Below are 22,197 nucleotides of genomic sequence, written 5' to 3'. Positions count from 1 at the left end.
CCACATGCCTACAAACATAATTTTGGGTTATGGAGAAACCTTAACCAATAATCATAAATTAAAGCGCAGTTCAGGCCCAAAAAAGTACCCATATGGGATACAAGAGCAACGCCGCTGGCTCGGCGGACAACTCGTAATCCTAAAAGATTCTATTCAAAAAATACCGAGGGCGGCAAAACCTCGGGGTGAAACAGTAGCCAAGTTCACTCTTCATCCCGCTTTTCTGGCAAAGACCCATCATCCCAACAGCCTCCTAATGGCGAGCGGACTTCGCTGCATAGGGAGCCGCTCTACATACATACATCCTCGACGAGTCAACATTGCGGGGATGTCCAAAACAGATCCCATCTATACCGCAACACTATACGTCACAGGAGCAGATGAGTCGTTCTCCAGATTTTCCGCCATGCTGGAATCCCCGCGTACTGCGAAGACTCATCAAGAGGCTTTTTGCAGGTTCGAGTCGATTCAACCATTCACCGCGGCGGAAAAGAATTTCCTTGCAAATCAGTCCATGGAACCAGCTACGTTAGAGGTTGCACTTCACGCAAATAAGAACGATATCGATATCATAGAAGCGTTCTCCAATTACGTAGAATCACTAGGTGGAACCGCATATTTAGATCGGGCATTAAACATATCAGGCTTAACATTTCTGCCCATTTCTATTGCACCAACCTTAGCCGAGGACATTGCAACTTTCCAATTCGTACGTGCAGTAAGAGCTATGCCATCTCTTCGCGTTGGTGGTCGCGCAATGAGGATCTCGGCAACGCCAGTACCAGCACTTCCACTGCTTCCAGCCCTAGATCAATCTTTATCAGTGGGGGTTTTTGATGGTGGTCTCGGCCACACCGACTTCAGTCGGTGGGCAACCGAAACTATTATGCCTGGAACTGAACATACTACCTCCGACTACCTTACTCACGGTAATAGCGTTACCAGCGCACTTTTGTTCGGCCCCTTAGAAGAAAACCAAAACAGTTTTCCAAGGCCTTATGCAAATGTGCAGCATTATCGATGCATTAGCCCAGATCTTCAGACCCAAGACAATGTTCCTGATTTAGACCTATATCAGGTGCTCAAGCATATTAATGAAATTCTGGAAAGCAAGAAACTGGACTTTATTAATTTCAGCATCGGGCCATATACGCCTCTGGATGACGATGAAGTCCATCCATGGAGCGCATTAATCGATAAACATTTAGCATCCGGACAAACTTTCGCAACAGTTGCTGTTGGCAATACTGGAGAGGAGGAGTGGCCGGAATGTCGCATACAGCCGCCTTCCGACATGGTCAACGCCGTAGCCGTTGGCGCCTGTGATAATGTCGAGTCAACTTGGCAGCGGGCTCCATACAGCTCTTATGGCCCCGGCCGACGCCCAGGACTAGTTAAGCCAGACGGAGTAGCATTCGGCGGGTCAGATAGCCACCCTTTCGTAGTGTACAACGCGCTATCCAATCAGCTTGTGCATACTTCTGGCACAAGCTTCAGCGCACCGACAGTACTCCGCACCGCTATAGGAGTGAAGGCATCATTAAACTCCCCCCTCAGCATGCTAGCAGTTAAAGCGTTAATGACGCACCATGCAACACGACCAGTAGACATACTGATGTCGCATAGCGGTCATGGACGATTCCCGCAAAATATAGACGAGGTTTTGATATGCGAAGACAATGAAGTCCGGGTCATCTACCAAGGAACATTAACCGCAGGCCAGAATTTACGCGCCTTTATTCCATTTCCCTCGCTCCCGCTGAAAGGCCGCGTAACTTTAAGTGCAACCCTGTGCTTTGCAAGCCAAACGGATCCAGAACACGCCGTCAACTACACTCGTGCTGGACTTACTGTACATTTACGTCCGCGAAAGTCCTCTACAAAAACGGCTTCTTTCTTCTCAGCCGGAAAAATGTACACATCAGAATTAGAGGCCCGTACTGACGATCAAAAGTGGGAGACCACTTTAAAACACGAGCACCGGTTTAACGCCACAACATTAGACGACCCCATGTTCGATATTACCTACGGAGCACGTGAAGAAGGTATGAGCGTAAACAATAGCTCCCTACCGCCGCTGCCCTACGCAATGGTAGTATCAGTTATCGTAGAAAACACTCCGGGCGTATATAACAATATTCGACAACGCTATCAAACTTTGCAGCCAGTGGAGGTCCGCCAAGAGGTCTCACTCAAAGCAAAATAGGCACCATAAACACTCTCAACTAAAGAGTGACAAAGCCCCTCACTGAACCGCACCCCAGAAGTTGGACATTGATCCGACCTTCGAGGTGCAGTTCATGGAGGAGGGTTTTGTTGGGCGTACAGACCAGGCCCTGACGCCCCCAGGTCCGGAGAAGCGGTACAAAGCACTTCTATGCTTAAATGGGCGAAAAGTCCATAATGGTACAATGAGGCTGATCTCATTTAAAGGTAGCAATCTCGCTATCTCACTACCCTTCAAATTCCACGCCACATCATCGCTTAGGAAAACCTATATTTCCAGGCGGTAGCGGTAATTTGAAGTCATACAGAAGGTATTACTATCTACGAAAAACTTAACCAGGCTAGTCGCAGCCCACTACACACTTCTCCGTTGCGCGAGCCCGCTCGCCGAACAGTCGAAAGCCATCAAACCTATACAAAGCAAATGGTGTCGACCCGGCAAAAACTTATCCGACAGCTAAAAGACCGATTCCCCGGCCTTCCGTTCTGATACGTCAGCTCACGTAACGAGCCCATAGCCAGAAAGCCCCAAGAGGGGCTTTTTTGTTTATTGCGCCCTATTCCCGAGCGTTATCAGTTCGCCTGACTCTGCAACCGCCCTCAGCTCTGGGGTTAACCGGCTCAGCAACATCGACTGGCCCACATACCCTCGTGCAGTCTGGTAACCGAGCCTGGCGTATCGAACATCATGCCCGTCCGCGGACTTCATCGTATGAACGGATGCGTGTACCAGCTTCATATCGATCTCCTAATGATCAATAAATTTGATTGATGAAGCCCTAGACTAGCAAGCCAGCTGCGCACAATAGTGCGAATTTTCACCTCATACATCATGCTCATCCCCCACAGTTAGCCACATTGCCTTGACCCAAAATACTGTATAGACGCATCCACCAACCTAGCGCAGACTTTCGTCGTTGACTATGATCTCCGCATTGACTTTGTGGAGGTGGGTATGAGTAAGCCTACGCAGGATGGGGATGGCATTTGGCATGTTGATAATTTGAAATTTGCTACCCGAGAGCAGGCGGAGAGCTACATAAGTGCGCAACCCAAAAGGAGGGCGCGGCGTGGCAATGGGTTGTGGCGATTGCTGGGAGTACTGATCGCTGTGGCAGCGTGGGCGTGGAGCACGTCGCGCGTGGGTGGGGGCGGTGTGGCTTTTTGGGTTTCAGCGGTCGGTATGGTTGTTCTTGGGGGCGTGGTTGTCTTTGTCGCGGTGTGGTATTTCTTCCCCGGCAAGGATACTGTTTTTGCTGTGGATTGGTCTATTGCGGCTGGCGTGCTGGTGGCCGTTTGGCTGGCGTGGTGGTGGGTCGCAAGCGAAGACAGCCGGGCAATTTCAGCGAAAGAAAAGGCCGAGCAAAAAACCAAGATGGAAGCGTTGTTTCTCTGCCAAAAAACAATAGGAGCCGTCGCTTCATATGGCAGCGGCAACACGCCTGGGCATACATCTGGCAGAAAGGTTAAAGACGTGTGGCAGTTTCTGTGGCCGCACGGCTCATTTCAATTCAAAAACGGGTTTGGCATAGATATTCCGCAATCTGCTCGATGTGAGGTGGATATGCTCACCGGGAGGATTGTTTACCTGTCTGTGTCTGGCGAAGCGATTATTCAGTAATTGCAAGACTTTCGGCTAACAGAGCCCGCTTCGGCGGGTTTTTTATTACCCTCCCCCTTTGCATAGCGGCCTCATAAGCGCCGCCCTCCTGACCGGGCCTCATCTGATCTAGGGGCGCTAGCTATCTCTCCTCCCGGCAAAAACACAGAACACTAAACAAGATGAGTTTAGAACACTTGACTTTATTTGGTTCAGTGTTCTAAACTAAATTCAACGCTTCACCAAAACCGCAGAACACCTTTAGGCAAAGCCACGGTAAGTAACGGTACAGAGAGCGCCAGCAGCAAAGGCTGCGCTCGCTTAGGCGGAGGCTCTTTAAAAACACACCTGCCGATGTTGCTCACCCCGCCTATGTGAGGGTGTTCGTCCGGCTCAATAGCACCCACAAGCATGGTTGTGGCTCTGCGCGGTATCCCTGCCGTCTCCAGTCCGTCAAAGCACGGTTTACGGAGAAAGAGGGTGAGGTGTAGACGGCCAAAAACGGAAACGGTCATGCTGGTTGGAATCCCAGCAACGGCCTGGAAACAGGCCGCTTTGGTAAGCATCAATGGTGGTGCTTACTGAAGCGAGAGGATTATGTACCTTACTGAAGAAACTGTCCGAGCAGTTCTGGTAGCAGCGATAGAAGCGCACGGTACAAGTGCGGATATCGATGAGCTGATAAAGACGACGGTCGGCGCCTTGATTACTGCCGACCGTGAGTTGCGAAAAAACGAACTCAAGAGCTGATGGCTTACTCCTGTAGGCCTCTCACCAAGCTGCGATAGAGCGATGCTAGATAGGCAGCATCCCTTTCGCCTCTCTCAGTCTGTCTGTTTATGTCCACCCCACTGGAGGTTGTGTTGGGGCCAATAGTTTTTATCTCCCCGCTTTCTGCAATTGCTAAAAGCAGTTGTTGCGCAAAACCAGTTGCTTGAGCCTCATTCAAAGCCATTTCTTTTCCATCCATGTTGAGTTGTAAACGGAATTTCCAACTTAGCACGGAAGGTGACTGCCGGGAATAGACCGGCGTTATCCACCAGCGCCTTGACCCAGGGTGCTGACGGATAAATAGGAGATAGACATGAACATGGTTAATTTTGCTCGCGAAGAAAGCGCAACCCTCCCCCTTGAGCGCGAGTACGACAAGTGGCTCAAAAAGCTGTGCAAGATCGTTGGCGACCTTGAGGATGACGATCTGGCGTACGCCCTTTGGGAGGATGGCTGCGCCCCAGAAGACGCGGCCCATGAACTCACAGAAGCCGCCTAGGAGACAGACATGGAACACAAACACACGCCACCTGTTGGCGCACGCCTGCAGCACGACGCCGGAGCCGGCGAATTTGCGTATATCTCCGAGCAGTTGGATGCGGACGGAGGCCCCCTGTGGGCCACCGACTGGCATCAAAGCGAAAGCGCCGCGCGCGCCGCCATCGCCACGGTAGCTGGCACTTAATCATCACCCGCCCAGGCGGGCCGGCATAGCCGGATCTCCTCGGGCTCGCGGCGGGCCGACCTGGGTAGCCGTACTGGCAGCAGATAGTGATCTGCCTCCCCTGCGCCAGGACAGGGGCATCATCATGGCGGCGGCGTGGAAAGCAGACACGCAAAACTGTCGCATATGAAGTCGGACGGAAGTTTGCGACCATTCCCGGGTGGCATAGCTAAGAGTCTCCGAAGCCGACACAGCAGGAGTAGCGCCCTGCCCGCCTTGATGATCAGGAAACTATGCACGCGATCTAGACACGTACCACAAGTAAGCAATGCCCAGAGGTGCAACAAACCAAGCACACAGAAACAAGGCGAAATTAATGATTAACTTAGCTATGAGCATCACTATGGCGTTCAGAATAAAAACGTTGTCGCCGAGCACAAAACGCTTTAACTCGTCATAAACAAGCTTCGAGAATGGGAACAGTGCCAAGCAAATTAAGCCTGGGAATGTCCGTTTCCAAAAAAAACCATCAGGCCAGCCTGCCTGGTAATCCATGAAGACGAAAAGGGCAAAAAAAGCTAAGCCTATGACGTAAGCCCTAAGCAAATACTCACGTCGTACTGATCCAAAGATTCTAGTAAACATTCAACAGCACCCTGATAAAGAAAAACCAATTCGAGCGTGGCGATCATAACAGCACTTGATTATTAAGGCTCCCAAGCCCAGCGAATAGAGCACAAGCCCAAGAGCGGGCACCCTCCAGCCGCAGCATTCCCACTCCCTTAACCAATTCTAAATCACCCCCGCCCACGCCATGGGCGGCGGGAGTGCTGCGACTAGAGGGCATAGAACCCCGAACCCCGCCAACACCTGCATTTGCGCAGATGCCGTGACGGCGGCAGACGCAGGCTAACCCTCTCCCCTTTCAATGGCGCCGGACGCGGCGCAATCCCCACGGAGCTAACCATGAACGCTATCGCAGAGCGCGAGGTACGCGCTTACGAGCTGGCGGAGCGCCGCCGCGCCTATATCGCGGAGCAGATCCGCAACTGTCTGCATGGCAAAACGCTGTACGTAAACATCGCCTGGACCCTGCAATCGATTCCTCAAAAGGTAAGCCGCATAGGGCTGATCGAAGAAATGGAGAATGCGCTTCTGGCTTCCAGTTCGGCAGGCTTCGACTACTCCGCAAAGCTGCTTGCTGCGCTTGGTGATGAAAGCCTGCGCCCTACCCTGCGCACCGAACGCGAACGAATCATCGGCGACTGGGCAGATACCACGCATAACTGCATGACCCAGCAAGAACTGGAGGCGCTGCCGTGCTGATCGAGTTTTTCATCTTTGCGGTGTTCTTTTGCTGCGCCGCTTTCTTTATCGCACTCGGAATTGAGGGCGTTCTTAGCATCTGGAGGCAGCCGTGACAGACCAAAACCCCGGCTTCCCCCGCACTCGCCGCCGCAACCCGTTCGATGGCCAGGGATGCTACGCACCAAATAGCAGCACCCCGCCTTGGGGCTGGCCCCTAACCCTACTCATTGCCATAGCAGTCTGCGGACTGCTTTTTTTCGGCCCCACTCTGGGGGCCCGAGCGATTGGAGCATGACATGACCGAAGTCTTAGAGCTGACGGAACTGCCGCCGGCAGAAACGGCGCTGCAAATTTACCAAACACCAAACGGTCTGGACCCGTATATCGAGCGCATCCGACAAGAAGTCACCGGGCATGCGCCGAACCTGAAGACCGACAAGGGCCGAAAGGAAATCGCCAGCCGCGCATTCAAGGTGCGCAGGATCAAAACCGCTCTGGATAGCTTGGGCAAAGAGCAGGTAGACAGGCTCAAGGAAATCCCCAAGCTGATCGACGCTGAACGCAAGCGCATGCGTGACGAACTGGACGCACTGGCTGATGAAGTCCGCAAGCCGCTCACGGACTGGGAAGAAGCAGAGGCCAACCGGGTAGCACTCCACCGAGCCGACCTGGACGGCATGGCCGAACAAGCCCGAGAAGTCGGAGGCCTTGATGTTGAAACCCTCCGCCAGCGCATCGCAATAGTTGAATCTGTGGTGATTGGCGAGTCCTGGGAAGAGTTTGAGGCCGAGGCTCACCGGGTAAAAGCCAAAGCGCTGGAAATCCTGAACGCAGCCCTGGCTGAGCGCCAAAAGTACGAAGCTGAACAGGCGGAACTGGCTGAGCTACGACGCAAGCAGGCCGAGCAGGAGCAGAAAGACCGCGAGGCGGAGATTGCCCGCCAAGCCGCTGAAAAGGCCCAAGCCGATGCGGAAGCCAAAGCCCAAGCTGAGCGCGATGCGGCAGCCAAGCGCGAAGCCGATGCCAAGGCCGCAGCGGAACGTGCCGAGCAGGAGCGCGCCAAAGCCATCGAGCGCCAGAAGCAGGCCGAGGCCCGAGCTGAAGCTGAAAAGCTGGCCGCCGAGCAACGCGCCAAAGATGCCGCCGAAGCCGCCCGCCAGGCAGAAATCAAGCGCCAAGCCGACGCCAAGGCAGCCGAGGAAGCAGCACAGCGAAAACGCGAGGCCGATATCGCGCACAAAGCCAGTATCAACAACGCCGCTCTGGCCGCATTTATCGAAAACGGGTTGCCCAACGAGTGCGCCAAACAGGCCGTCATTCTGATCGCCAAGGGCCTGATCCCAGCCATCCGAATCCAATATTGAGGACACCATGAGCACAGAGATTATTGAAGCTCCCCAGCGCGACCTGACCGCGCCGGTTGATCAAGTACCCGCCAATTCCCCCATGGGCATGATGATGGCCGCCATGAAACAAGGCGCCACGCTCGACCAGGTGGAGCAGATGATGAACCTGCAGCAACGCTGGGAAGAGCGCGAGGCCGAAAAGGCCTTCAACGATGCCTTGGCTGCATTCAAGTCCGAAGCTGTCGAAATCATCAAACGCAAAACGGTCGACTTCGCCGGGAAGAACGGGCGCACTCACTACAAGCACGCAGAACTTTCCGATGTGGTCGAAGCGGTCGGCCCTGCCCTTTCAAAGCATGGCTTCGCCTGGAGCTGGAAAACCCATCAAGAGAAAGACCTGATCCGCGTAACCTGCATTCTCAAACACCGCCAGGGTCATACCGATACTGTGTCCCTTGAGGCCAATGCGGACCAAAGCGGAAGCAAGAACAACATCCAGGCCATCGCCTCCACCGTCACTTACCTGCAGCGCCACACCCTCAAGGCCATCACTGGCGTTTCTGAAAAAGGTGACGACGATGACGGGCAAGGCAGCGCGAACTCGAAGATTAGCGCAGACCTGCGCGACGAGTGGATCAGCGAAGTGGCTAAAGCCGAAACACTGGAGCAGTTGGAAACCATCTGGCAGGAAGGTGGCAACGTCATCTACGCAACCAACAACCTTGCCGACTACAACGCCTTCAAAAAGGCTGTGTCTGACAAGAAAAAGACGCTTACGGAGGCTCAATAATGGAAGGCTTAATTATTCACACTGCGGAACAAGGTACGCCGGAATGGCTCCAGGCCCGCAAAGGCGTCATCACCGGGAGCCGTTTCAAAGACTGCCGCGACCGTCTGAAAAGCGGAGCCCCTTCTAAGAAGTGTCTGGACTACGCTATGGACGTAGCCCGAGAGCGCGAAGGCGGTGAACCCATGCAGGTCTTTGTAAACGGCGCCATGCGCCTGGGAACCGAACAAGAGCCCTACGCCCGCGCCGTTTATGAGCGCAAAACGGGGCACATCGTTGACGAGGCCGGTTTCATCACGACCTCAGACCGCCTGTTTGGGGTTAGCGTGGACGGTCTGGTGGGCGATGACGGGATCATTGAAATCAAGACGATGGTCAGCAGCGACACGCTGTTCACCGCCTTTGTGAACGGCGATATTGCCGCCTACGTGGACCAATGCAATGGTGCAATGTGGTTGCTTGGACGTAAATGGGTGGATCTGGTGCTGTGGGTTCACGACCTGGGCCGAATGAAGATCATCCGCATCGAGCGCGACGACAACCAGATCGAATCGCTGGAATCTGACCTGATGGAGTTTGAGCGGACGGTCACCAAATATCAGCAAGAGCTGCGGGACGCCCTGCTGGAGGCTGCGTAAATGGCCTCGGTCAACAAAGTCATTCTGGTCGGGAATCTTGGCCGCGACCCAGAAGTACGCTACAGCGCGGAAGGCTCGGCCATCTGCAATATTTCCATTGCCACGACTTCGCAGTGGAAAGACCGTACCTCCGGCGAGCGCCGCGAGGAAACGGAATGGCACCGTGTGGTGTTCTACAACCGCCTGGCTGAAATCGCGAGTGAATACTTGCGTAAAGGCCGCCCCGTCTACGTAGAAGGTCGTCTGCGCACCCGTAAATGGACAGGCCAGGACGGTCAGGAGCGTTTCACCACCGAGATCGTTGCTGAACAAATGCAGATGTTGGGTACAAATATAACTTCCTAGTGATTCTCGGCAGATATTGCTTCCACTTCACTTTTCACCAATTTATAGAGACTCTCCAAAACAGGTTGGGCATCACGCAACACTACTTTCTTAGCCATCGCCTCCAATTTATAAAAGGAGTCATCCTTATAGGTTCCTGCTTTCTGAAGAATCTCGCATGCAACAAGCAGAGAATTCATGTGACTAAGAATTTTATTGCTGAGTAAATTTGAGTTAGAGTTTTCGTAAACTGCTCTCAGATCCTCTTCCGCCTTTGGGAGATTTACAGAAATAAATATTTCTATAAAACTGTCTTTCCCCTCTGCTCCTTTCAAGAACTTTTCCTCAAATATAAATGAAAAATACGACAGTGCCGAACTAAGTTTATGTATGACTTTGAAATAATCCCGCTTTCGTGATTGCTCCATCCATCTACTTTGCATCCAAGCGATAAACACAGCTGCTCCACCGGTGACAATCGTGCCTACTGCCCCAACGGCCCCCCAACCGAAACCCAAGTCTGCTGCGGGCCAGCCATAAACAACAAGCGTGACAAACATTAGTAGTACAGAGGCAAATATAAGCAATCGCCACCAACACTCTTTCACGCACCTGATCAACTGATCGGCGTCCTCTTTTTTCATTTCCCCATCCACTCCACGCGATGATTTATCCGCGTGAGCATAGCCTATCCTGAAAGGAATACACCTATGCGGTTTAAAAACCTGCGTATCTATCGTCTGAATACGGCATTTGCCTTGTCCGCTCAACAACTGGACGAAATGTTGGCCAAGCATCAATTCACGCCATGCGGCAGCCAAGAACCTCTCAGCCTGGGCTGGGTACCGCCGCGCGAACGTGGTGGGCTGGTCCATGAAGTGAACGGTCAGTATCTGATCTGCATGCGTGCTGAAAAGAAACTGCTGCCCAGCGCTGTGGTCAACCAGGCGGCCCGCGAGAAGGCCCGCGAAATCGAAGAGCAGCAAGGCTATAAGCCGGGCCGCAAGCAGATGAAGGAAATCAAAGAGCAGGTCATCATTGACTTGATGCCCCGCTCTCATGCGGTGCAGCGCGACACTTTGGTGTGGATCGACACACGAAACCATTGGTTTGTGATTGATGCCGCAGCGGTTGCCAAGAGTGACGAGGTGCTGGGCCTGTTTGCCAAGAGCGTGGAGCCCTTCCCCGTGCAGCCTCTGTGCACCGAGCAATCACCCGGTGCCGCCATGACCTCCTGGCTGGTGGACGAAGAGCAACTGGCCAACTTTACTGTGGACCAGGACACTGAACTGCGCTCCACCGGCGATAGCGGTGCTGCCGTGCGCTACGTAAAGCAAAGCGCCGACATTGACGAAGTGCGCAAGCACGTTGAAGCCGGCAAGCAATGCACTCGTTTGGCCATGACCTGGGCAGATCGCATCAGCTTTGTGCTGACCGACGCACTGGACGTCAAACGTGTGGCCCCGCTGGACATCCTGACTGAAAAACAAGACGTGACGGCCGTGAACGATGACGAAATCTTTGATGCCGACATGACGTTGATGACCTCCGAGCTGGCCAAGATGATCAGTGATCTAGTCGATGCACTGGGCGGCGAACGCAGCCACTAAAGCCTCATCAACTCACAAAAAGACTCGGGCGAGCTACTCCGATGAACTGATAGCGGCTAATACACGTCGCTTTTCCGCCTCACCCTCGCTACGAGCCAGATCTTCTGACGGTAGCCCCCGGTCCGTGCATTGAAAGCGACGTCCATTAACAAAAAACTCCCAGAACCAAACGCCTCTGCGCTCGGTTACGTGAACCACTGTGTCTGGTATTCGCACCTTAACCCCTCCTTAGTTGTTATTCGCCTTCAGGTCGAAAGGCAATCATACCTTCATCTATTTATTTCTGGCGGGTATTCGCCAGGAGGACAATTTGTGCTTACTCCGCAATTTCAGCTCCCCGTTCACGACGAACTAGTGGTCGATCTTTTTGCAGGCGGCGGTGGCGCTTCTACCGGGCTGGAACAAGCTCTGGGACGGCACGTTGATATTGCCGTCAACCACGACCCAGAGGCCATTGCCCTGCACACCATCAACCACCCTCAGACTGAGCACTATGTCAGTGATGTGTTTGAGATCAATCCACACATCGCCACTCGCGGTCGGCCAGTCGGCCTGCTGTGGGCCAGCCCTGACTGCAAACACTTCAGCAAGGCCAAAGGCGGGAAGCCGGTGTCCAAGCGCATCCGTGGTCTCGCATGGGTGGTCGTCAAGTGGGCCAAGGCCGTGCGCCCCCGCGTGATCATTCTGGAGAACGTGGAAGAGTTTCAGACCTGGGGACCGCTGACCGATGACGGTATGCCTTGCCCTGAGCGTAAGGGACAAACGTTTCAGCTATGGAAAGAGCAGCTTCGCGCCCTTGGGTACCGCCTGGAATACAAGGAGTTGCGGGCCTGCGACTATGGTGCTCCCACTATCCGCAAACGCTTCTTCATGGTGGCACGGTGTGATGGCCTTCCTATCGTCTGGCCGCAGCAGACGCACTTTGCCAAGCCAGCCAAGGGCCAACAGGCCTGGCGCCCGGCATCGGACATCATCGACTGGTCCATCCCATGCCCAAGTATCTTTCTCACAAAAGAGGAAGGACGAGCTCTAGGAATTAAGCGCCCACTGGCGGATGCAACATGCCGACGCATTGCAAAGGGTGTGATGCGGTATGTGGTGGAGTCTGCCAACCCGTTTATCGTCACCAATACAACCGGTCATCCCGGGGCCGGTATTGATGAACCGCTGCGAACGGTAACAACGGGTGGTCATCATGCGCTGGTTGTACCCACCCTGATCCAAACCGGCTACGGGGAGCGACCAGGTCAAGCGCCACGGGTTCCAGGCCTGGCTAAGCCGTTGAGCACCGTCGTCGCGTCGCAGAAACATGCCGTTGTGGCTGCGTTTCTGGCAAAACACTACACCGGCGTAGTGGGCAGCGACCTGCAAGACCCTATCGGGACCGTCACAAGTGTGGATCACCACAGCTTGATTACAGCCAACCTGATTCACATGGGGCATGGCGAAGGCAAGGCAGGCGGTAAACGGTTCAGCCACGGCATCCGCGATGTTGAGCAACCGCTGAACACCGTAATGGCGTCTGGCTGCCCAGCAGGTCTGGTGACAAGCCACCTGGTGAAGCTGCGCAACAACCAATTCGGCCAGAGCCATGACGAGCCTATGCCGACACTGACAGCCGGCGGCGGGCATGTTGGGGAAGTTCGCTCGTTCTTGGTGAAGTATTACGGCAATGAGCAGGATGGGGTGAGTTTGCGCGAGCCTCTGCACACAATCCCCACCCGTGATCGTTTCGGGCTGGTGACAGTCCATGGCGTCGATTATCAGATCGTGGATATTGGCCTGCGCATGCTGACGCCTCGAGAGCTCTACCGGGCCCAAGGCTTTCCTGACTCGTACATCATCGATCAAAAACCTGACGGCAGCCCGCTGACCAAGACGGCTCAAGTCCGCATGTGCGGTAACAGCGTCTGCCCACCACTGGCCCATGCCCTGGTACAGGCGAACTACTCCGATCAGCAGATCTCCCCTCGGGAGAAAGTCGCATGACACAAAGCGCCTACAGCAACAAACCCCTGCCCCGCCTTCGACACATCGAACCGGGGCAATTTTTTACCCTTCGCCATGACCCCACGCCTCGGATTCTGCTGCACAAATCCAAGCATCACGGTCATTTCAATAACGGATATGCATCCCTGTGCCATGAGCTGGAACGCTCTTGTGTGGTCTGGGGTGAGAACGGATGGGAAGCAAAGCCATGAACTGCAACTGTATTGAAGAAATCGAAGCAAAGATCAAAGAACACCACCAGCCGCAAGTAAAGGCACCGATTGAGTCTGTTCGCTGCCGCAACATCACCTACGTCCTGGACGGTGCCAATCCTGGCACGTACATCAGCATCCCGTTCGGAATTAAGGCGGATGCTCCTGGCTACCGCAGCGAGAAGGGCAAGGACCTTGGTCTCATCGTCTCGTACTGCCCTTTCTGCGGAAAGAAAGCCAAGGCTGACAAGGAGGACGCCAATGCGCCAGAACCTGAGCATGCCTGACGATATGCGTCACAACCCAGTCCAGGCTATCAGCCAGCTGGCCATCAACCAGGAACGCGCTGCACAGGTATACGGCACACGCGCATTCATCCCTGTTACGTCCAAAGCCGCCCCCAATCCTAATTACCCGCAATTGATGGAGAAACGTCGATGAGCACAGATACACAAAACAACGCACCTGTGAGCGCGGAGCCAGTGGCCGTGCCAGATGCAATTCTTCTCATGGCCCAGCGCATCGCCGCCGATGATTTCGAGCACTGCACATCAGATCCGATATTCACCGTTGAGAAACGCAATCTGATTACCGGCCTGGACTTGGATTACACCGACAACATTGGCTGGTTCTGCGAAGGCGAGCAGATTGATGACGAGGATGCAGCGGTGCTCGAAGCCGCATATCAAGAATCTGGAAACGTGCCGGACAATTACACCCGCACCGGTATAGAAGAGACATGGGAGCATTTCGCCACTTATGTGACGCTGGAAGCAGCGCGGGAGTTCGTGAGCAAGAAAGGTGACCAGTACCGGGTTTACGTTGATAGCGGATGTCGTAATCACGAATGGAAGGCTCTACGCGCATTCCTGCTACAGATAGCCGCCAAGCCGGTGCTCGCCGCCCCCGTTGCCGCCCAGCCTGACCTCACACAGCAGACGCTCGATGATGTGATGGCAGGTATCCCAGGAAGGGATGCAGAGATTGAAGCGCTGCGTAAGGAGATTGAAACCCTGCGGGCACAGCAAGACACAGACAGGGTGAATGCGCTTCCGCCACTGAATGACGACCTGATCGCAATCCTCGGGCGGCCAAACTTCATGTGTGCCCAGTTGGCCGACACACTTCGTTCTGGAGGCCACGCCATTGCCGAGCGTGCAGAGAATGAACAGGCCGCAGTAATCCACTTCCTGCTGGGGCATTACCTGGTCGACCCTGTTCAATGGGCCGAGAAAGCCAGCGCCGTCCTCAAAGCAGCCCGTAAGGAGCAGGCATGAAACTCTTGTGCCGCCTCTTAGGGCATAAGCCCGACCCATGGTTCTACCTGCCGAGCCACCCCGAAATAGGCCCACCGTACTACGACGGAGTGATCCGTGCACACAGGGATTTACGGGTCCAGTGCCAGCGCTGCAACTCCATGTACACATTGGGCAAGGTGATAGACCCACTCCTTTCTGGGCAGGCTGGGATGGATTTTTACGACCAACGACGCAAGGAGCAGGCCAGTGACCGTCACCCTCTTCGGCATTGAGTTCAATTACCTAGTGATGCTGAGCAAGTTTCTTGACGGCTTCCTGCCAGGCATTGGGTTCATGATGGCCGTCACTCTTGCATACTTGCTGGCGCTCTGGTTCTCACGAAAGTCTAAATCCAAGCGCCGCAAGGTGCGTGTGAAGTTAATACGAAAGGAGGAGATCAATGGCTAGCCTAAGTTACGAAGAGCGAAAACGCCTGCGCCGAGCAGCCGAGGATGCAAGAGATGCATGTAATCGGCACTTCGGACCTTTCGTTGACGTCGTGGCTCACCCACTGAATATCCTCGCGCTGCTGGACATGGTAGACCCAGTCGATCAGCAACAAAGAACCCTGGCCAACATCGAGGCCTTTGTCGCCTGCGATGCGTCCGCTATCTCGTACCAAAGCCTGGGCCAGTACCGCACTGCCCTGCTGCGGATGCTGCGCCAGGCGCCGGCAGCCAAGGAGCCTGGCGCATGAGCATTTCTCCCGAGGCTGCTGAAGCCGGACGCAAAACACTCTGGGAGCTGTTCCTCAAATGGGTGGACAGCCTGCCCCTTTAATTTTTTGATCAGGAAAAAGACATGAACTACAGCTGTGAGAAACACAGTGAAGCCCAGGCGCATCGCGGTCGAACCTGCGTGGCGTGCGAAATCGACAGTCTGCAAAAGCAAATTACAGCAGCCCAGCTACTCAGTACCGCAATGTGGAATTGGATGAACAACCCAGAGAACACTGCAGTTCGTAACACAGAGCTGGATACAGAGCAGTTCCGCCAGCGGTTCCTACGGGAGTTTCGACAGGCCCGTTGATGCAAGATCGAATTTTGGAAGTCCTGGCCAGAACGGCCAAAGATTGGAATCTACCCGCCCCCAAGGCGGGTTTTTTTATGGAAGAAACATGCAAACCAACAATCACACCACTGATCTGCGGGGTGCAGCCGATATTTTGAAGGTGCACCCCAAGACCATGCTTGAGATCATCCAGTCTGGCGCCGTGCCAGCAGCGAAAGTCGGACGCGCCTACGTCATGCTGACACGCGACGTTCTCAATTACTTGGACCAACTCTTAATCAAGCAGACTGCTGACCGTATGCGTGGGATCACCAAAGTGAATCAGCCAGGTCGGACCCGCGCAGGTTCGCGTACCTCATGAGCATGCGCTGGCTCTTATGGCCAGTGATCCGCATGATCGCCGTCTCTGACAAGCGAGTTCTCTCAAAGAGGCGGCTGGTGGCTTCATGGCGTAAGTCATGGAAGTTCAAATCCTCAATACCAGCCGCCGCAAAGATTCTCTTGAAGAGCTTAGAGAGGAAGTCACTCATTCTTGTAAGGCTTGCAGCATCGTACCGACCACCCCACCACGGGAATAATCGATCGTGCTCCAACCCCTGCTCCTCTCGAATCGCTAAATATCGCTCCAATGCTGACATAGCAACCGAGGACAAAGGTACCTGACGCTTGTCGCCGTTCTTGGTTTTCTCTAAAAACACCGTACGCTTATCCAGATCCACCTGAGCAAGCGTCAAGGTGTACATCTCCCTCAATCGCATCGCTGTCTCCACCGCCAGGATAAAAATGCACTCCAAGGCTGGCGGATACGGCAGATCAGTCCTTGCTCTGGGCAGTCGGCCCTCTTGAATGACCGCTAGTATCCTTTCGTACTCGCCGCGCTCAAGCCTACGGTCCCGCTCCGTATCAACACGTCCGCCACCAGATAGTGCGGCATCCATCTTCGTGTACTGTGCATACCCGTCCGGTAACGAGCGCAGTGGATGATCAGGAAACTGGACGTAGCCCTTTCTCATCCCCCAATCTGTACACCTTGCCAACGCCCCCACACGGGCACGGATGGTAGCTGGCGCAAGCTGCTCCACCCTTTTCATTTCTGAAATCCAATTATCTACCCAGCCGGCCGTGATCCTGGCCAACGGCCAGTCGCCATGCATGCGCACAATCACGCGCAGCGCTGCGACATCCTTCGCAGATGGATGGGCTTCACGTTGGTACTCCCTGTCCAACGCAGCAATCGTCAGGATGCGCCCTTCTGGCTGATGCTCGGAAGGGATGATCCCCCGATCCAACAACGCCTCGAGCCGTTGGGCATACTCATCGCCCTCTTTCTCAGAGGCGAACGTCATATAGATAGGTTTTTCCAGCAACCCGGCTTTTTTAAATACGTATTCCCAGGTGCCGTTTGCACGAATCCGCTTACCAGCCATTACATTTCTCCAGCACACCATCCAAGCATAAACAGGCTTCAATGTAGGGCGTAGTAGAGTTGGTAGCAAGCCAATCTTGGTTGGTTGAGGCTACCTTAGACTACCTAAAAAGCTGGTGAAACAGGCACAAAAAAAGCACTTAGTTTTACCTAAGTGCTTGATTCGACTAGCAAAAGAAATGGTGGGTGCTGAGGGGTTCGAACCCCCGACCTACGCCTTGTAAGGGCGCCGCTCTACCAGCTGAGCTAAGCACCCATTTCTGTGATGCCGTTCTTCTTGTGAAGAAAAAGAATTATAGGACCAAAGAATTTTTTTTGCAAGCCTTTTGCGCCAATTAATTTATAAATTAATTCACAGCGTCTTTCAGAGCCTTACCGGGACGGAACTTGGGCACGTTGGCGCCTTCGATCTCGATAGTTTCACCGGTACGTGGGTTACGACCCGAACGGGCAGCGCGTTCCGACACAGCAAAGGTGCCAAAACCAACCAGAGTAACCGTATCTTTTTCTTTCAGCGTGGTGGTCACGGCATCGATAAACGCATCCAGTGCACGACCAGCGTCAGCTTTGGACAGATCGGCTTTGGTGGAAATGAATTCGATAAGCTCGGTTTTATTCATTGAGAAAATACCCCTGAAAATTATTTTACGGGCCCCCAGCGGGAACCAGTTTTTGGCGGTCAGACTTAATAGTGACAAACGACCGGACATCCAAGCGCCCTGTCTGTCATGGCTACCGGGCGCACAAGTGCCCCGGTTGGCTACCGCGTATTAAGCCTTCGTTTAATACCCGTGTCAAGCAAAAAAACCTCTGTAACCCGCATCATTGCTCACTGTTGATACAAGTTGCAGGACTTTCCCTATTTTGCTGCGAGAAACTTAACAGCCTGCCGCAAATATGTTATTTGGGCATCGCCCGGCACAAAATTAGCGGGCTGATACTTGCGTTTTTGAATAATCTTTCAAGCACTTGCACGCCTGTCTGCGTCCCCCTGCTCGGTGCGCATCGACCAAGCTCGCCTGACGGCATCGTCCTTGCTCATCAGCAGCATCGCAATGGTGGTCAGAAAAGTCACTTTCCGCACCCATTCCCTGAGCATGAACCATACCCATGCCAGGTCCTGCACGCCTCCTACAATTTTCTGCATTGTTCCCCTGTATTTCATATTTAGCGACAGCAAGGAGCGCAGCGATGCACGGCAAGGTTTATCTGGTTGGAGCGGGTCCGGGTGACCCTGAACTTCTCACAGTGCGGGCTTTATACCTGCTGCAACAGGCCGATGCCGTCGTCCACGACCGTCTGGTCAGCCGCGCGATCATGAGCTGCGTCAACCCGGAAGCCAGTTTGCACGATGTTGGAAAAGTGGCAGCCTGCAGAGCCGGTATGCAAGACGACATCAATGCCTTGCTTTTGTCGCTGAGCAAAACACACCAGCATGTCGTTCGCCTCAAAGGTGGCGATCCCTTCGTCTTTGGGCGAGGTGGCGAGGAGCAGCTTTATCTGCATCAGCATGGTGTTCAGGTAGAGGTTGTGCCGGGTATTACGGCTGCCATCGGCGCGGCTGCCTCCCTGGGTATTCCCCTGACCCATCGCGGTCTGGCCAGCAGCATGCGTGTGGTCACCGGTCACCTGCGTGATAACCGGGGTCTGGAACTGGACTGGGCGTCCTTGTCCGACCCCTCCTGTACGCTGGTGTTCTACATGGCCATGGCTAATTGCGGCCATATCGCCCAGGCCTTGATTCAGCATGGACGCGACGCGGACACTCCTATCGCCCTGGCTCAGGATGCCACGCTTAAAAATCAGCGCTGGGGTTTAGGCACATTGCAAACCTTGCCGCAACTGGCAGAGACATTCAGTCCACCTGCCCTGCTGATCATCGGAGACGTTGTGCGTTTGCATCCCGATTACCCCCGGCCCCGAGCACCCGCTCAGGACACAAGGCACGTTGAGCCATTCGGAGCATTGACGTGAGCGCCAGGCATTGCTGCCGGCGCCCTGATATCGCCCGCTTCCTGATAAAGCTATGGCCGGCTGCGTTGTTCGTATTTCTTTTGCCAAAGCAGCTCGCCGCCCATGAGCCGCCCCTCAGCCCGGAACGTCAAGCATCACTCCGTAGCTTGCTGCATCAGGAATGTGGTTCGTGCCATGGTCTGAAGCTCAACGGCGGGCTGGGCCCAGCCTTGACGAGTGACGCCCTGCAAGGCCAAAGCGCGGCGCAGATCGCGCTGACGATCATGCACGGCCGTCCAGGGACGGCCATGCACGGCCGTCCAGGGACGGCCATGCCCGGCTGGAATCGCTTTCTCCACCCCTCGGAAAGCCTGTGGCTGGCCGATTTTCTGCTTCGAACCCCGGACAAGAAACCATGAAAGCTTTGATAACGCTTGGCCTGCTGCTTGTGCTAAGCGGCTGCTCGACCCCACCACTACGAGGCACTCACGATCTGGGACTGGTTGTCGAGCGCGCCACTGGCAGCGTCGTCGTGATTGAAACCAGCCAGCAAAGCCGTCTGGCGCGCATCGAAGGTCTGGGCGATCTGTCCCATGCTCACATCACCTATTCCCGCGACGGGCGCTACGGCTATGTGTTTGGTCGTGATGGCGGCCTGAGCAAGGTTGATCTGCTTGGGCAAGTTCTGGTGCGACGCATCATTCAGTCTGGCAATGCCATCGGTGGCGCCATCTCGCAAGACGGCAGACTGATTGTGGTACAGAACTACGAGCCAGGCGGCATCCGGGTTTTCGATGCCGATACCCTCACTTTGCTCAGCGAGGTCCCCTCTACCTACGCCCCCGGCAAGCGCGCCAAAGTGGTGGGTCTGGCAGATTTGCCCAATCAGCAGTTCGTCTACTCTCTGTTCGAGGCAGGCGAGATCTGGTTGACCGACCTGTCCAATCCCCTCAGGCCTATCACCCGTCGCTTTCCGGCCGGCCGCCAGCCCTACGATGCCATGGTGACCCCAGACGGACGGTACTACATTGCCGGGCTGTTTGGCGAAGACGCCTTGGCGTTGCTGGACTTATGGAACCCTGAACAAGGTGTCCGAAAGATCCTGGCTGGCTATGGTCGGGGCGAATCGGCCTTGCCGGTATACAAGATGCCGCATCTGCGTGGCTGGGCACTGGCAGGCCAGAATGTATTCCTGCCTGCCATAGGGCGCCACGAGGTGCTGGTTGCCAGTACCTTGGACTGGCAAGAAAAGGCCAGCATTCCGGTCCTGGGCCAGGCCGTATTTGTGATGGCCCAGCCTGATGGTCGCCAGGTTTGGGTGAACTTCGCCTTTCCAGACAACGACAAGGTGCAGGTCATTGACGTCGCGACATCCAGCGTGATCCGGACCCTGGAAGTGGGCAAGGCTGTGCTGCATATGGAGTTTACGCCTCGAGGCGAGGCGGTTTGGATCTCGGCACGCGATGACAACCGGGTCAACGTATACGACACCCGCAGTTTCAAACACCTGAGCAGCCTGAGTATTCATCAGCCCAGTGGCGTGTTTTTTACGCATCGGAGCAGTCGCATTGGTTTCTGAACTCTCCCCTTCCGCTTTCCAACTACTCAATGCCTGGCAACACGGTTTCCCCCTGGAGCCACGTCCTTTTCGCAAACTGGGACTGCTACTGGGCCTGAGCGAACCAGCAGTGATGGACTACCTCCGAGGCTGGCGCGACCAAGGCATCATCAGCCGCATTGGACCGGTTCTGAACCCCGCCTGCATAAGCAGCACGTTGGTCGGCATGCAAGTTCCAGACCGAGAGCTGGATGGCGTGGCAAACTGGATCAGCACGCTACCGGCCGTCAACCATAATTACGAACGGGAGCACGCCATCAATCTCTGGTTTGTGCTGACCTGTTCAGATGAAGCAGAACGGCGCGCAACGCTCGATCACATCGCGTGCCACACGGGCTTACGGCCCCTGTCTCTGCCCATGCTCAAGGCCTATCACATTGATCTGGGTTTCAGCCTGCTTCATCACACCAAAGTAAACAACCCTATAGCGCCCGGCAGCGGTCTGCCTGCCTTGGGCAGCGTTGAACGCAAGCTGCTTGAATGCGCATTACAAGGCGTGGAGATTCAGGCCGAACCGTTCAAACCCTGGGCTCAGTACGCGCAAATAAGCGAGGCGCAAGTACTGCTGCATCTACGCCACTTTCTGGCGCAAGGGATTTTCAGGCGGTTTGGTGTGGTTCTACACCATCGCAAGCTGGGCTATCAGGCCAATGCCATGTGCGTCTGGACAGTAGACACGCAGCATATCGACGCCGTGGGCGAAAAACTGGCCAAGCAAAGCGGCATCACGTTGTGCTATCGGCGCCAGCCCTTTCCACCCTATTGGAATCACAATCTGTTTTGCATGATTCACGGTAAAGAACGTGGGCAGGTGCTGAGCCAACATGCACAGTTGAACGACGATTTGGGCTTGAGCCTGTTGCCCCAGGAAGTTCTGTTCTCCAAACGTTGCTTCAAACAACGGGGCGCATTGCTTAACCAGCCTCATCATGACTAATACGAATCTCCCCTTACGCCACACACCGGTCGAATTGGACGCTGCCGATCGACCTATCCTGAATCGCTTGCAGGAGGGATTCCCCATCTGCTCCCGTCCTTTTGCGCAACTGGCTCCTGATTTTGGTTTGAAGGAGTCCGAACTAATCGCACGCGTGCAGCACTTACACCGATCCGGCGTCTTGACCCGCTTTGGCCCTCTCTTTCAGATCGAAGCCCTGGGAGGGGCTTATTGCCTGGCCGCAATGGCCGTGCCGGAAAAGCGCTGGGAAAGCACCGTCAAAGCGGTGAACCGCCACCCGGAGGTAGCGCATAACTACCGTCGCACTCACGCCTTGAATATGTGGTTCGTGCTTGCCGCCGCCAGCATGCTGGAGATCGAGTCCTGCCTGAGGATCATCGAGGTGGAAACAGGCTTGCCGGTTTTCGCATTCCCGAAAGAGCGGGAATACCTTCTTAGCCTGAAACTGGAGCTTTGAC

Annotated in this window: 26 protein-coding genes, 1 tRNA gene and 1 pseudogene; 23 read left to right on the top strand and 5 right to left on the bottom strand. The window is 54.7% G+C overall.

Annotated elements, in window-relative coordinates:
* The first annotated feature begins 4 nt into the window (after positions 1-4).
* From V6936_RS03205 to ssb, 9 genes and pseudogenes are all read left to right on the top strand, one after another.
* Complete coding sequence (locus V6936_RS03205) at positions 5-2,206, top strand: S8 family peptidase (protein WP_336579374.1); 2,202 nt, start codon at positions 5-7, stop codon at positions 2,204-2,206.
* Positions 2,207-3,181: 975 nt separating this feature from the next.
* A complete protein-coding gene (locus V6936_RS03200) occupies positions 3,182-3,847 on the top strand; it encodes a hypothetical protein (RefSeq protein WP_336579373.1) in 666 nt (221 codons plus the stop codon).
* A 1,063-nt stretch (positions 3,848-4,910) separates the two neighbouring features.
* On the top strand, positions 4,911-5,096 hold the full coding sequence (locus V6936_RS03195) for a hypothetical protein (protein ID WP_336579372.1): 186 nt from the start codon (positions 4,911-4,913) through the stop codon (positions 5,094-5,096).
* 9 nt (positions 5,097-5,105) lie between these two features.
* Positions 5,106-5,282 carry a hypothetical protein gene (locus V6936_RS03190; protein WP_336579371.1) on the top strand — a complete coding sequence of 59 codons (177 nt, stop codon included), beginning with the start codon at positions 5,106-5,108 and terminating at the stop codon, positions 5,280-5,282.
* 945 nt (positions 5,283-6,227) lie between these two features.
* Positions 6,228-6,587, top strand: coding sequence for a hypothetical protein (locus tag V6936_RS03185; protein WP_336579370.1), 360 nt, complete (start codon positions 6,228-6,230; stop codon positions 6,585-6,587).
* A gap of 278 nt (positions 6,588-6,865) precedes the next feature.
* Complete coding sequence (locus V6936_RS03180) at positions 6,866-7,933, top strand: hypothetical protein (protein WP_336579369.1); 1,068 nt, start codon at positions 6,866-6,868, stop codon at positions 7,931-7,933.
* Positions 7,934-7,940: 7 nt separating this feature from the next.
* Positions 7,941-8,705: an ERF family protein gene (locus tag V6936_RS03175; RefSeq protein ID WP_336579368.1), complete on the top strand. Its 765-nt coding sequence runs from the start codon at positions 7,941-7,943 to the stop codon at positions 8,703-8,705.
* On the top strand, positions 8,705-9,340 hold the full coding sequence (locus V6936_RS03170; RefSeq protein ID WP_336579367.1) for a lambda exonuclease family protein: 636 nt from the start codon (positions 8,705-8,707) through the stop codon (positions 9,338-9,340). The genes V6936_RS03175 and V6936_RS03170 overlap by 1 nt, the downstream gene beginning before the upstream one ends.
* A pseudogene (gene ssb / locus V6936_RS03165) lies at positions 9,341-9,667 on the top strand (single-stranded DNA-binding protein); the annotation flags it as partial.
* Between the two features lie 14 nt (positions 9,668-9,681).
* Here ssb and V6936_RS03160 read toward each other — a convergent pair.
* Entirely contained in the window at positions 9,682-10,308 is a 627-nt protein-coding gene (locus V6936_RS03160; protein ID WP_336579365.1) for a hypothetical protein, read from the bottom strand.
* Positions 10,309-10,374: 66 nt separating this feature from the next.
* Here V6936_RS03160 and V6936_RS03155 point away from each other — a divergent pair, with 66 nt between their 5' ends.
* The 9 genes from V6936_RS03155 to V6936_RS17350 all read left to right on the top strand — a co-directional run bounded on the left by V6936_RS03155 (position 10,375) and on the right by V6936_RS17350 (position 16,145).
* Positions 10,375-11,274: a recombination-associated protein RdgC gene (locus tag V6936_RS03155; protein ID WP_336579363.1), complete on the top strand. Its 900-nt coding sequence runs from the start codon at positions 10,375-10,377 to the stop codon at positions 11,272-11,274.
* 312 nt (positions 11,275-11,586) lie between these two features.
* Complete coding sequence (locus V6936_RS03150) at positions 11,587-13,263, top strand: DNA cytosine methyltransferase (RefSeq protein WP_336579362.1); 1,677 nt, start codon at positions 11,587-11,589, stop codon at positions 13,261-13,263.
* A gap of 193 nt (positions 13,264-13,456) precedes the next feature.
* Positions 13,457-13,762 carry a hypothetical protein gene (locus V6936_RS03145; RefSeq protein ID WP_252605335.1) on the top strand — a complete coding sequence of 102 codons (306 nt, stop codon included), beginning with the start codon at positions 13,457-13,459 and terminating at the stop codon, positions 13,760-13,762.
* Entirely contained in the window at positions 13,737-13,916 is a 180-nt protein-coding gene (locus V6936_RS03140) for a hypothetical protein (protein ID WP_336579360.1), read from the top strand. The genes V6936_RS03145 and V6936_RS03140 overlap by 26 nt, the downstream gene beginning before the upstream one ends.
* The gene (locus tag V6936_RS03135) at positions 13,913-14,752 is read left to right on the top strand and encodes a hypothetical protein (protein WP_336579359.1); all 840 of its coding nucleotides are present in this window, start codon (positions 13,913-13,915) and stop codon (positions 14,750-14,752) included. The genes V6936_RS03140 and V6936_RS03135 overlap by 4 nt, the downstream gene beginning before the upstream one ends.
* Positions 14,753-14,980: 228 nt before the next feature.
* Positions 14,981-15,181 carry a hypothetical protein gene (locus tag V6936_RS03130; RefSeq protein WP_336579358.1) on the top strand — a complete coding sequence of 67 codons (201 nt, stop codon included), beginning with the start codon at positions 14,981-14,983 and terminating at the stop codon, positions 15,179-15,181.
* Positions 15,174-15,470: a hypothetical protein gene (locus V6936_RS03125; RefSeq protein WP_336579357.1), complete on the top strand. Its 297-nt coding sequence runs from the start codon at positions 15,174-15,176 to the stop codon at positions 15,468-15,470. The genes V6936_RS03130 and V6936_RS03125 overlap by 8 nt, the downstream gene beginning before the upstream one ends.
* 104 nt (positions 15,471-15,574) lie before the next feature.
* Positions 15,575-15,802 (top strand): hypothetical protein, encoded by a 228-nt coding sequence (locus tag V6936_RS03120; protein ID WP_336579356.1) that lies wholly within the window; start codon positions 15,575-15,577, stop codon positions 15,800-15,802.
* Between the two features lie 88 nt (positions 15,803-15,890).
* The gene (locus tag V6936_RS17350; RefSeq protein ID WP_035272393.1) at positions 15,891-16,145 is read left to right on the top strand and encodes a helix-turn-helix domain-containing protein; all 255 of its coding nucleotides are present in this window, start codon (positions 15,891-15,893) and stop codon (positions 16,143-16,145) included.
* On the opposite strand, the gene V6936_RS03115 is transcribed toward V6936_RS17350, so the two are convergent.
* The 4 genes from V6936_RS03115 to V6936_RS03100 form a co-directional block, all read right to left on the bottom strand.
* The gene (locus tag V6936_RS03115) at positions 16,093-17,211 is read right to left on the bottom strand and encodes a site-specific integrase (RefSeq protein ID WP_336579355.1); all 1,119 of its coding nucleotides are present in this window, start codon (positions 17,209-17,211) and stop codon (positions 16,093-16,095) included. The two genes, V6936_RS17350 and V6936_RS03115, sit on opposite strands and share 53 nt — an antisense overlap.
* A gap of 179 nt (positions 17,212-17,390) precedes the next feature.
* Positions 17,391-17,466 (bottom strand) — tRNA-Val (locus V6936_RS03110).
* 91 nt (positions 17,467-17,557) lie between these two features.
* Positions 17,558-17,830: an HU family DNA-binding protein gene (locus tag V6936_RS03105; RefSeq protein WP_003799450.1), complete on the bottom strand. Its 273-nt coding sequence runs from the start codon at positions 17,828-17,830 to the stop codon at positions 17,558-17,560.
* A 341-nt stretch (positions 17,831-18,171) separates the two neighbouring features.
* Positions 18,172-18,357, bottom strand: coding sequence for a hypothetical protein (locus V6936_RS03100; RefSeq protein WP_219234902.1), 186 nt, complete (start codon positions 18,355-18,357; stop codon positions 18,172-18,174).
* A 44-nt stretch (positions 18,358-18,401) separates the two neighbouring features.
* Between V6936_RS03100 and cobA the strand changes: the two genes are divergently transcribed.
* The 5 genes from cobA to V6936_RS03075 are packed head-to-tail and all read left to right on the top strand — an operon-like array spanning position 18,402 to position 22,196.
* Entirely contained in the window at positions 18,402-19,184 is a 783-nt protein-coding gene (gene cobA / locus V6936_RS03095; RefSeq protein WP_003799445.1) for a uroporphyrinogen-III C-methyltransferase, read from the top strand.
* Positions 19,181-19,582, top strand: a complete 402-nt coding sequence (locus V6936_RS03090; RefSeq protein WP_336579353.1) for a c-type cytochrome — start codon at positions 19,181-19,183, stop codon at positions 19,580-19,582. Before cobA ends, V6936_RS03090 begins: the two co-directional genes overlap by 4 nt.
* Positions 19,579-20,742, top strand: a complete 1,164-nt coding sequence (locus tag V6936_RS03085; RefSeq protein WP_336579352.1) for a cytochrome D1 domain-containing protein — start codon at positions 19,579-19,581, stop codon at positions 20,740-20,742. Before V6936_RS03090 ends, V6936_RS03085 begins: the two co-directional genes overlap by 4 nt.
* Complete coding sequence (gene ahbB, locus V6936_RS03080; RefSeq protein WP_219234908.1) at positions 20,732-21,718, top strand: siroheme decarboxylase subunit beta; 987 nt, start codon at positions 20,732-20,734, stop codon at positions 21,716-21,718. Before V6936_RS03085 ends, ahbB begins: the two co-directional genes overlap by 11 nt.
* Positions 21,711-22,196: an Lrp/AsnC family transcriptional regulator gene (locus V6936_RS03075; protein WP_003799440.1), complete on the top strand. Its 486-nt coding sequence runs from the start codon at positions 21,711-21,713 to the stop codon at positions 22,194-22,196. The genes ahbB and V6936_RS03075 overlap by 8 nt, the downstream gene beginning before the upstream one ends.
* Position 22,197: the final 1 nt, after the last annotated feature.

Origin of the sequence: Alcaligenes sp. CHO6, from assembly GCF_037120595.1 — a bacterium.
In the GTDB taxonomy this organism is placed as follows: domain Bacteria; phylum Pseudomonadota; class Gammaproteobacteria; order Burkholderiales; family Burkholderiaceae_B; genus Alcaligenes; species Alcaligenes ammonioxydans.
This window is presented reverse-complemented; position numbering and strand designations above follow the sequence as displayed.

Coding starts and splice junctions, on each gene's coding strand:
- V6936_RS03085 (WP_336579352.1), top strand. CDS start 19,579: ATGAAAGCTTTGATAACGCTTGGCCTGCTGCTTGTGCTAAGCGGCTGC.
- V6936_RS03105 (WP_003799450.1), bottom strand. CDS start 17,830: ATGAATAAAACCGAGCTTATCGAATTCATTTCCACCAAAGCCGATCTG.
- V6936_RS03125 (WP_336579357.1), top strand. CDS start 15,174: ATGGCTAGCCTAAGTTACGAAGAGCGAAAACGCCTGCGCCGAGCAGCC.
- V6936_RS03205 (WP_336579374.1), top strand. CDS start 5: ATGCCTACAAACATAATTTTGGGTTATGGAGAAACCTTAACCAATAAT.
- V6936_RS03185 (WP_336579370.1), top strand. CDS start 6,228: ATGAACGCTATCGCAGAGCGCGAGGTACGCGCTTACGAGCTGGCGGAG.
- V6936_RS03180 (WP_336579369.1), top strand. CDS start 6,866: ATGACCGAAGTCTTAGAGCTGACGGAACTGCCGCCGGCAGAAACGGCG.
- V6936_RS03140 (WP_336579360.1), top strand. CDS start 13,737: ATGCGCCAGAACCTGAGCATGCCTGACGATATGCGTCACAACCCAGTC.
- V6936_RS03200 (WP_336579373.1), top strand. CDS start 3,182: ATGAGTAAGCCTACGCAGGATGGGGATGGCATTTGGCATGTTGATAAT.
- V6936_RS03145 (WP_252605335.1), top strand. CDS start 13,457: ATGGGAAGCAAAGCCATGAACTGCAACTGTATTGAAGAAATCGAAGCA.
- V6936_RS03160 (WP_336579365.1), bottom strand. CDS start 10,308: ATGAAAAAAGAGGACGCCGATCAGTTGATCAGGTGCGTGAAAGAGTGT.
- V6936_RS03190 (WP_336579371.1), top strand. CDS start 5,106: ATGGAACACAAACACACGCCACCTGTTGGCGCACGCCTGCAGCACGAC.
- V6936_RS03155 (WP_336579363.1), top strand. CDS start 10,375: ATGCGGTTTAAAAACCTGCGTATCTATCGTCTGAATACGGCATTTGCC.
- V6936_RS03170 (WP_336579367.1), top strand. CDS start 8,705: ATGGAAGGCTTAATTATTCACACTGCGGAACAAGGTACGCCGGAATGG.
- V6936_RS17350 (WP_035272393.1), top strand. CDS start 15,891: ATGCAAACCAACAATCACACCACTGATCTGCGGGGTGCAGCCGATATT.
- V6936_RS03075 (WP_003799440.1), top strand. CDS start 21,711: ATGACTAATACGAATCTCCCCTTACGCCACACACCGGTCGAATTGGAC.
- V6936_RS03100 (WP_219234902.1), bottom strand. CDS start 18,357: ATGCAGAAAATTGTAGGAGGCGTGCAGGACCTGGCATGGGTATGGTTC.
- V6936_RS03195 (WP_336579372.1), top strand. CDS start 4,911: ATGAACATGGTTAATTTTGCTCGCGAAGAAAGCGCAACCCTCCCCCTT.
- V6936_RS03175 (WP_336579368.1), top strand. CDS start 7,941: ATGAGCACAGAGATTATTGAAGCTCCCCAGCGCGACCTGACCGCGCCG.
- V6936_RS03115 (WP_336579355.1), bottom strand. CDS start 17,211: ATGGCTGGTAAGCGGATTCGTGCAAACGGCACCTGGGAATACGTATTT.
- V6936_RS03120 (WP_336579356.1), top strand. CDS start 15,575: ATGAACTACAGCTGTGAGAAACACAGTGAAGCCCAGGCGCATCGCGGT.
- V6936_RS03135 (WP_336579359.1), top strand. CDS start 13,913: ATGAGCACAGATACACAAAACAACGCACCTGTGAGCGCGGAGCCAGTG.
- cobA (WP_003799445.1), top strand. CDS start 18,402: ATGCACGGCAAGGTTTATCTGGTTGGAGCGGGTCCGGGTGACCCTGAA.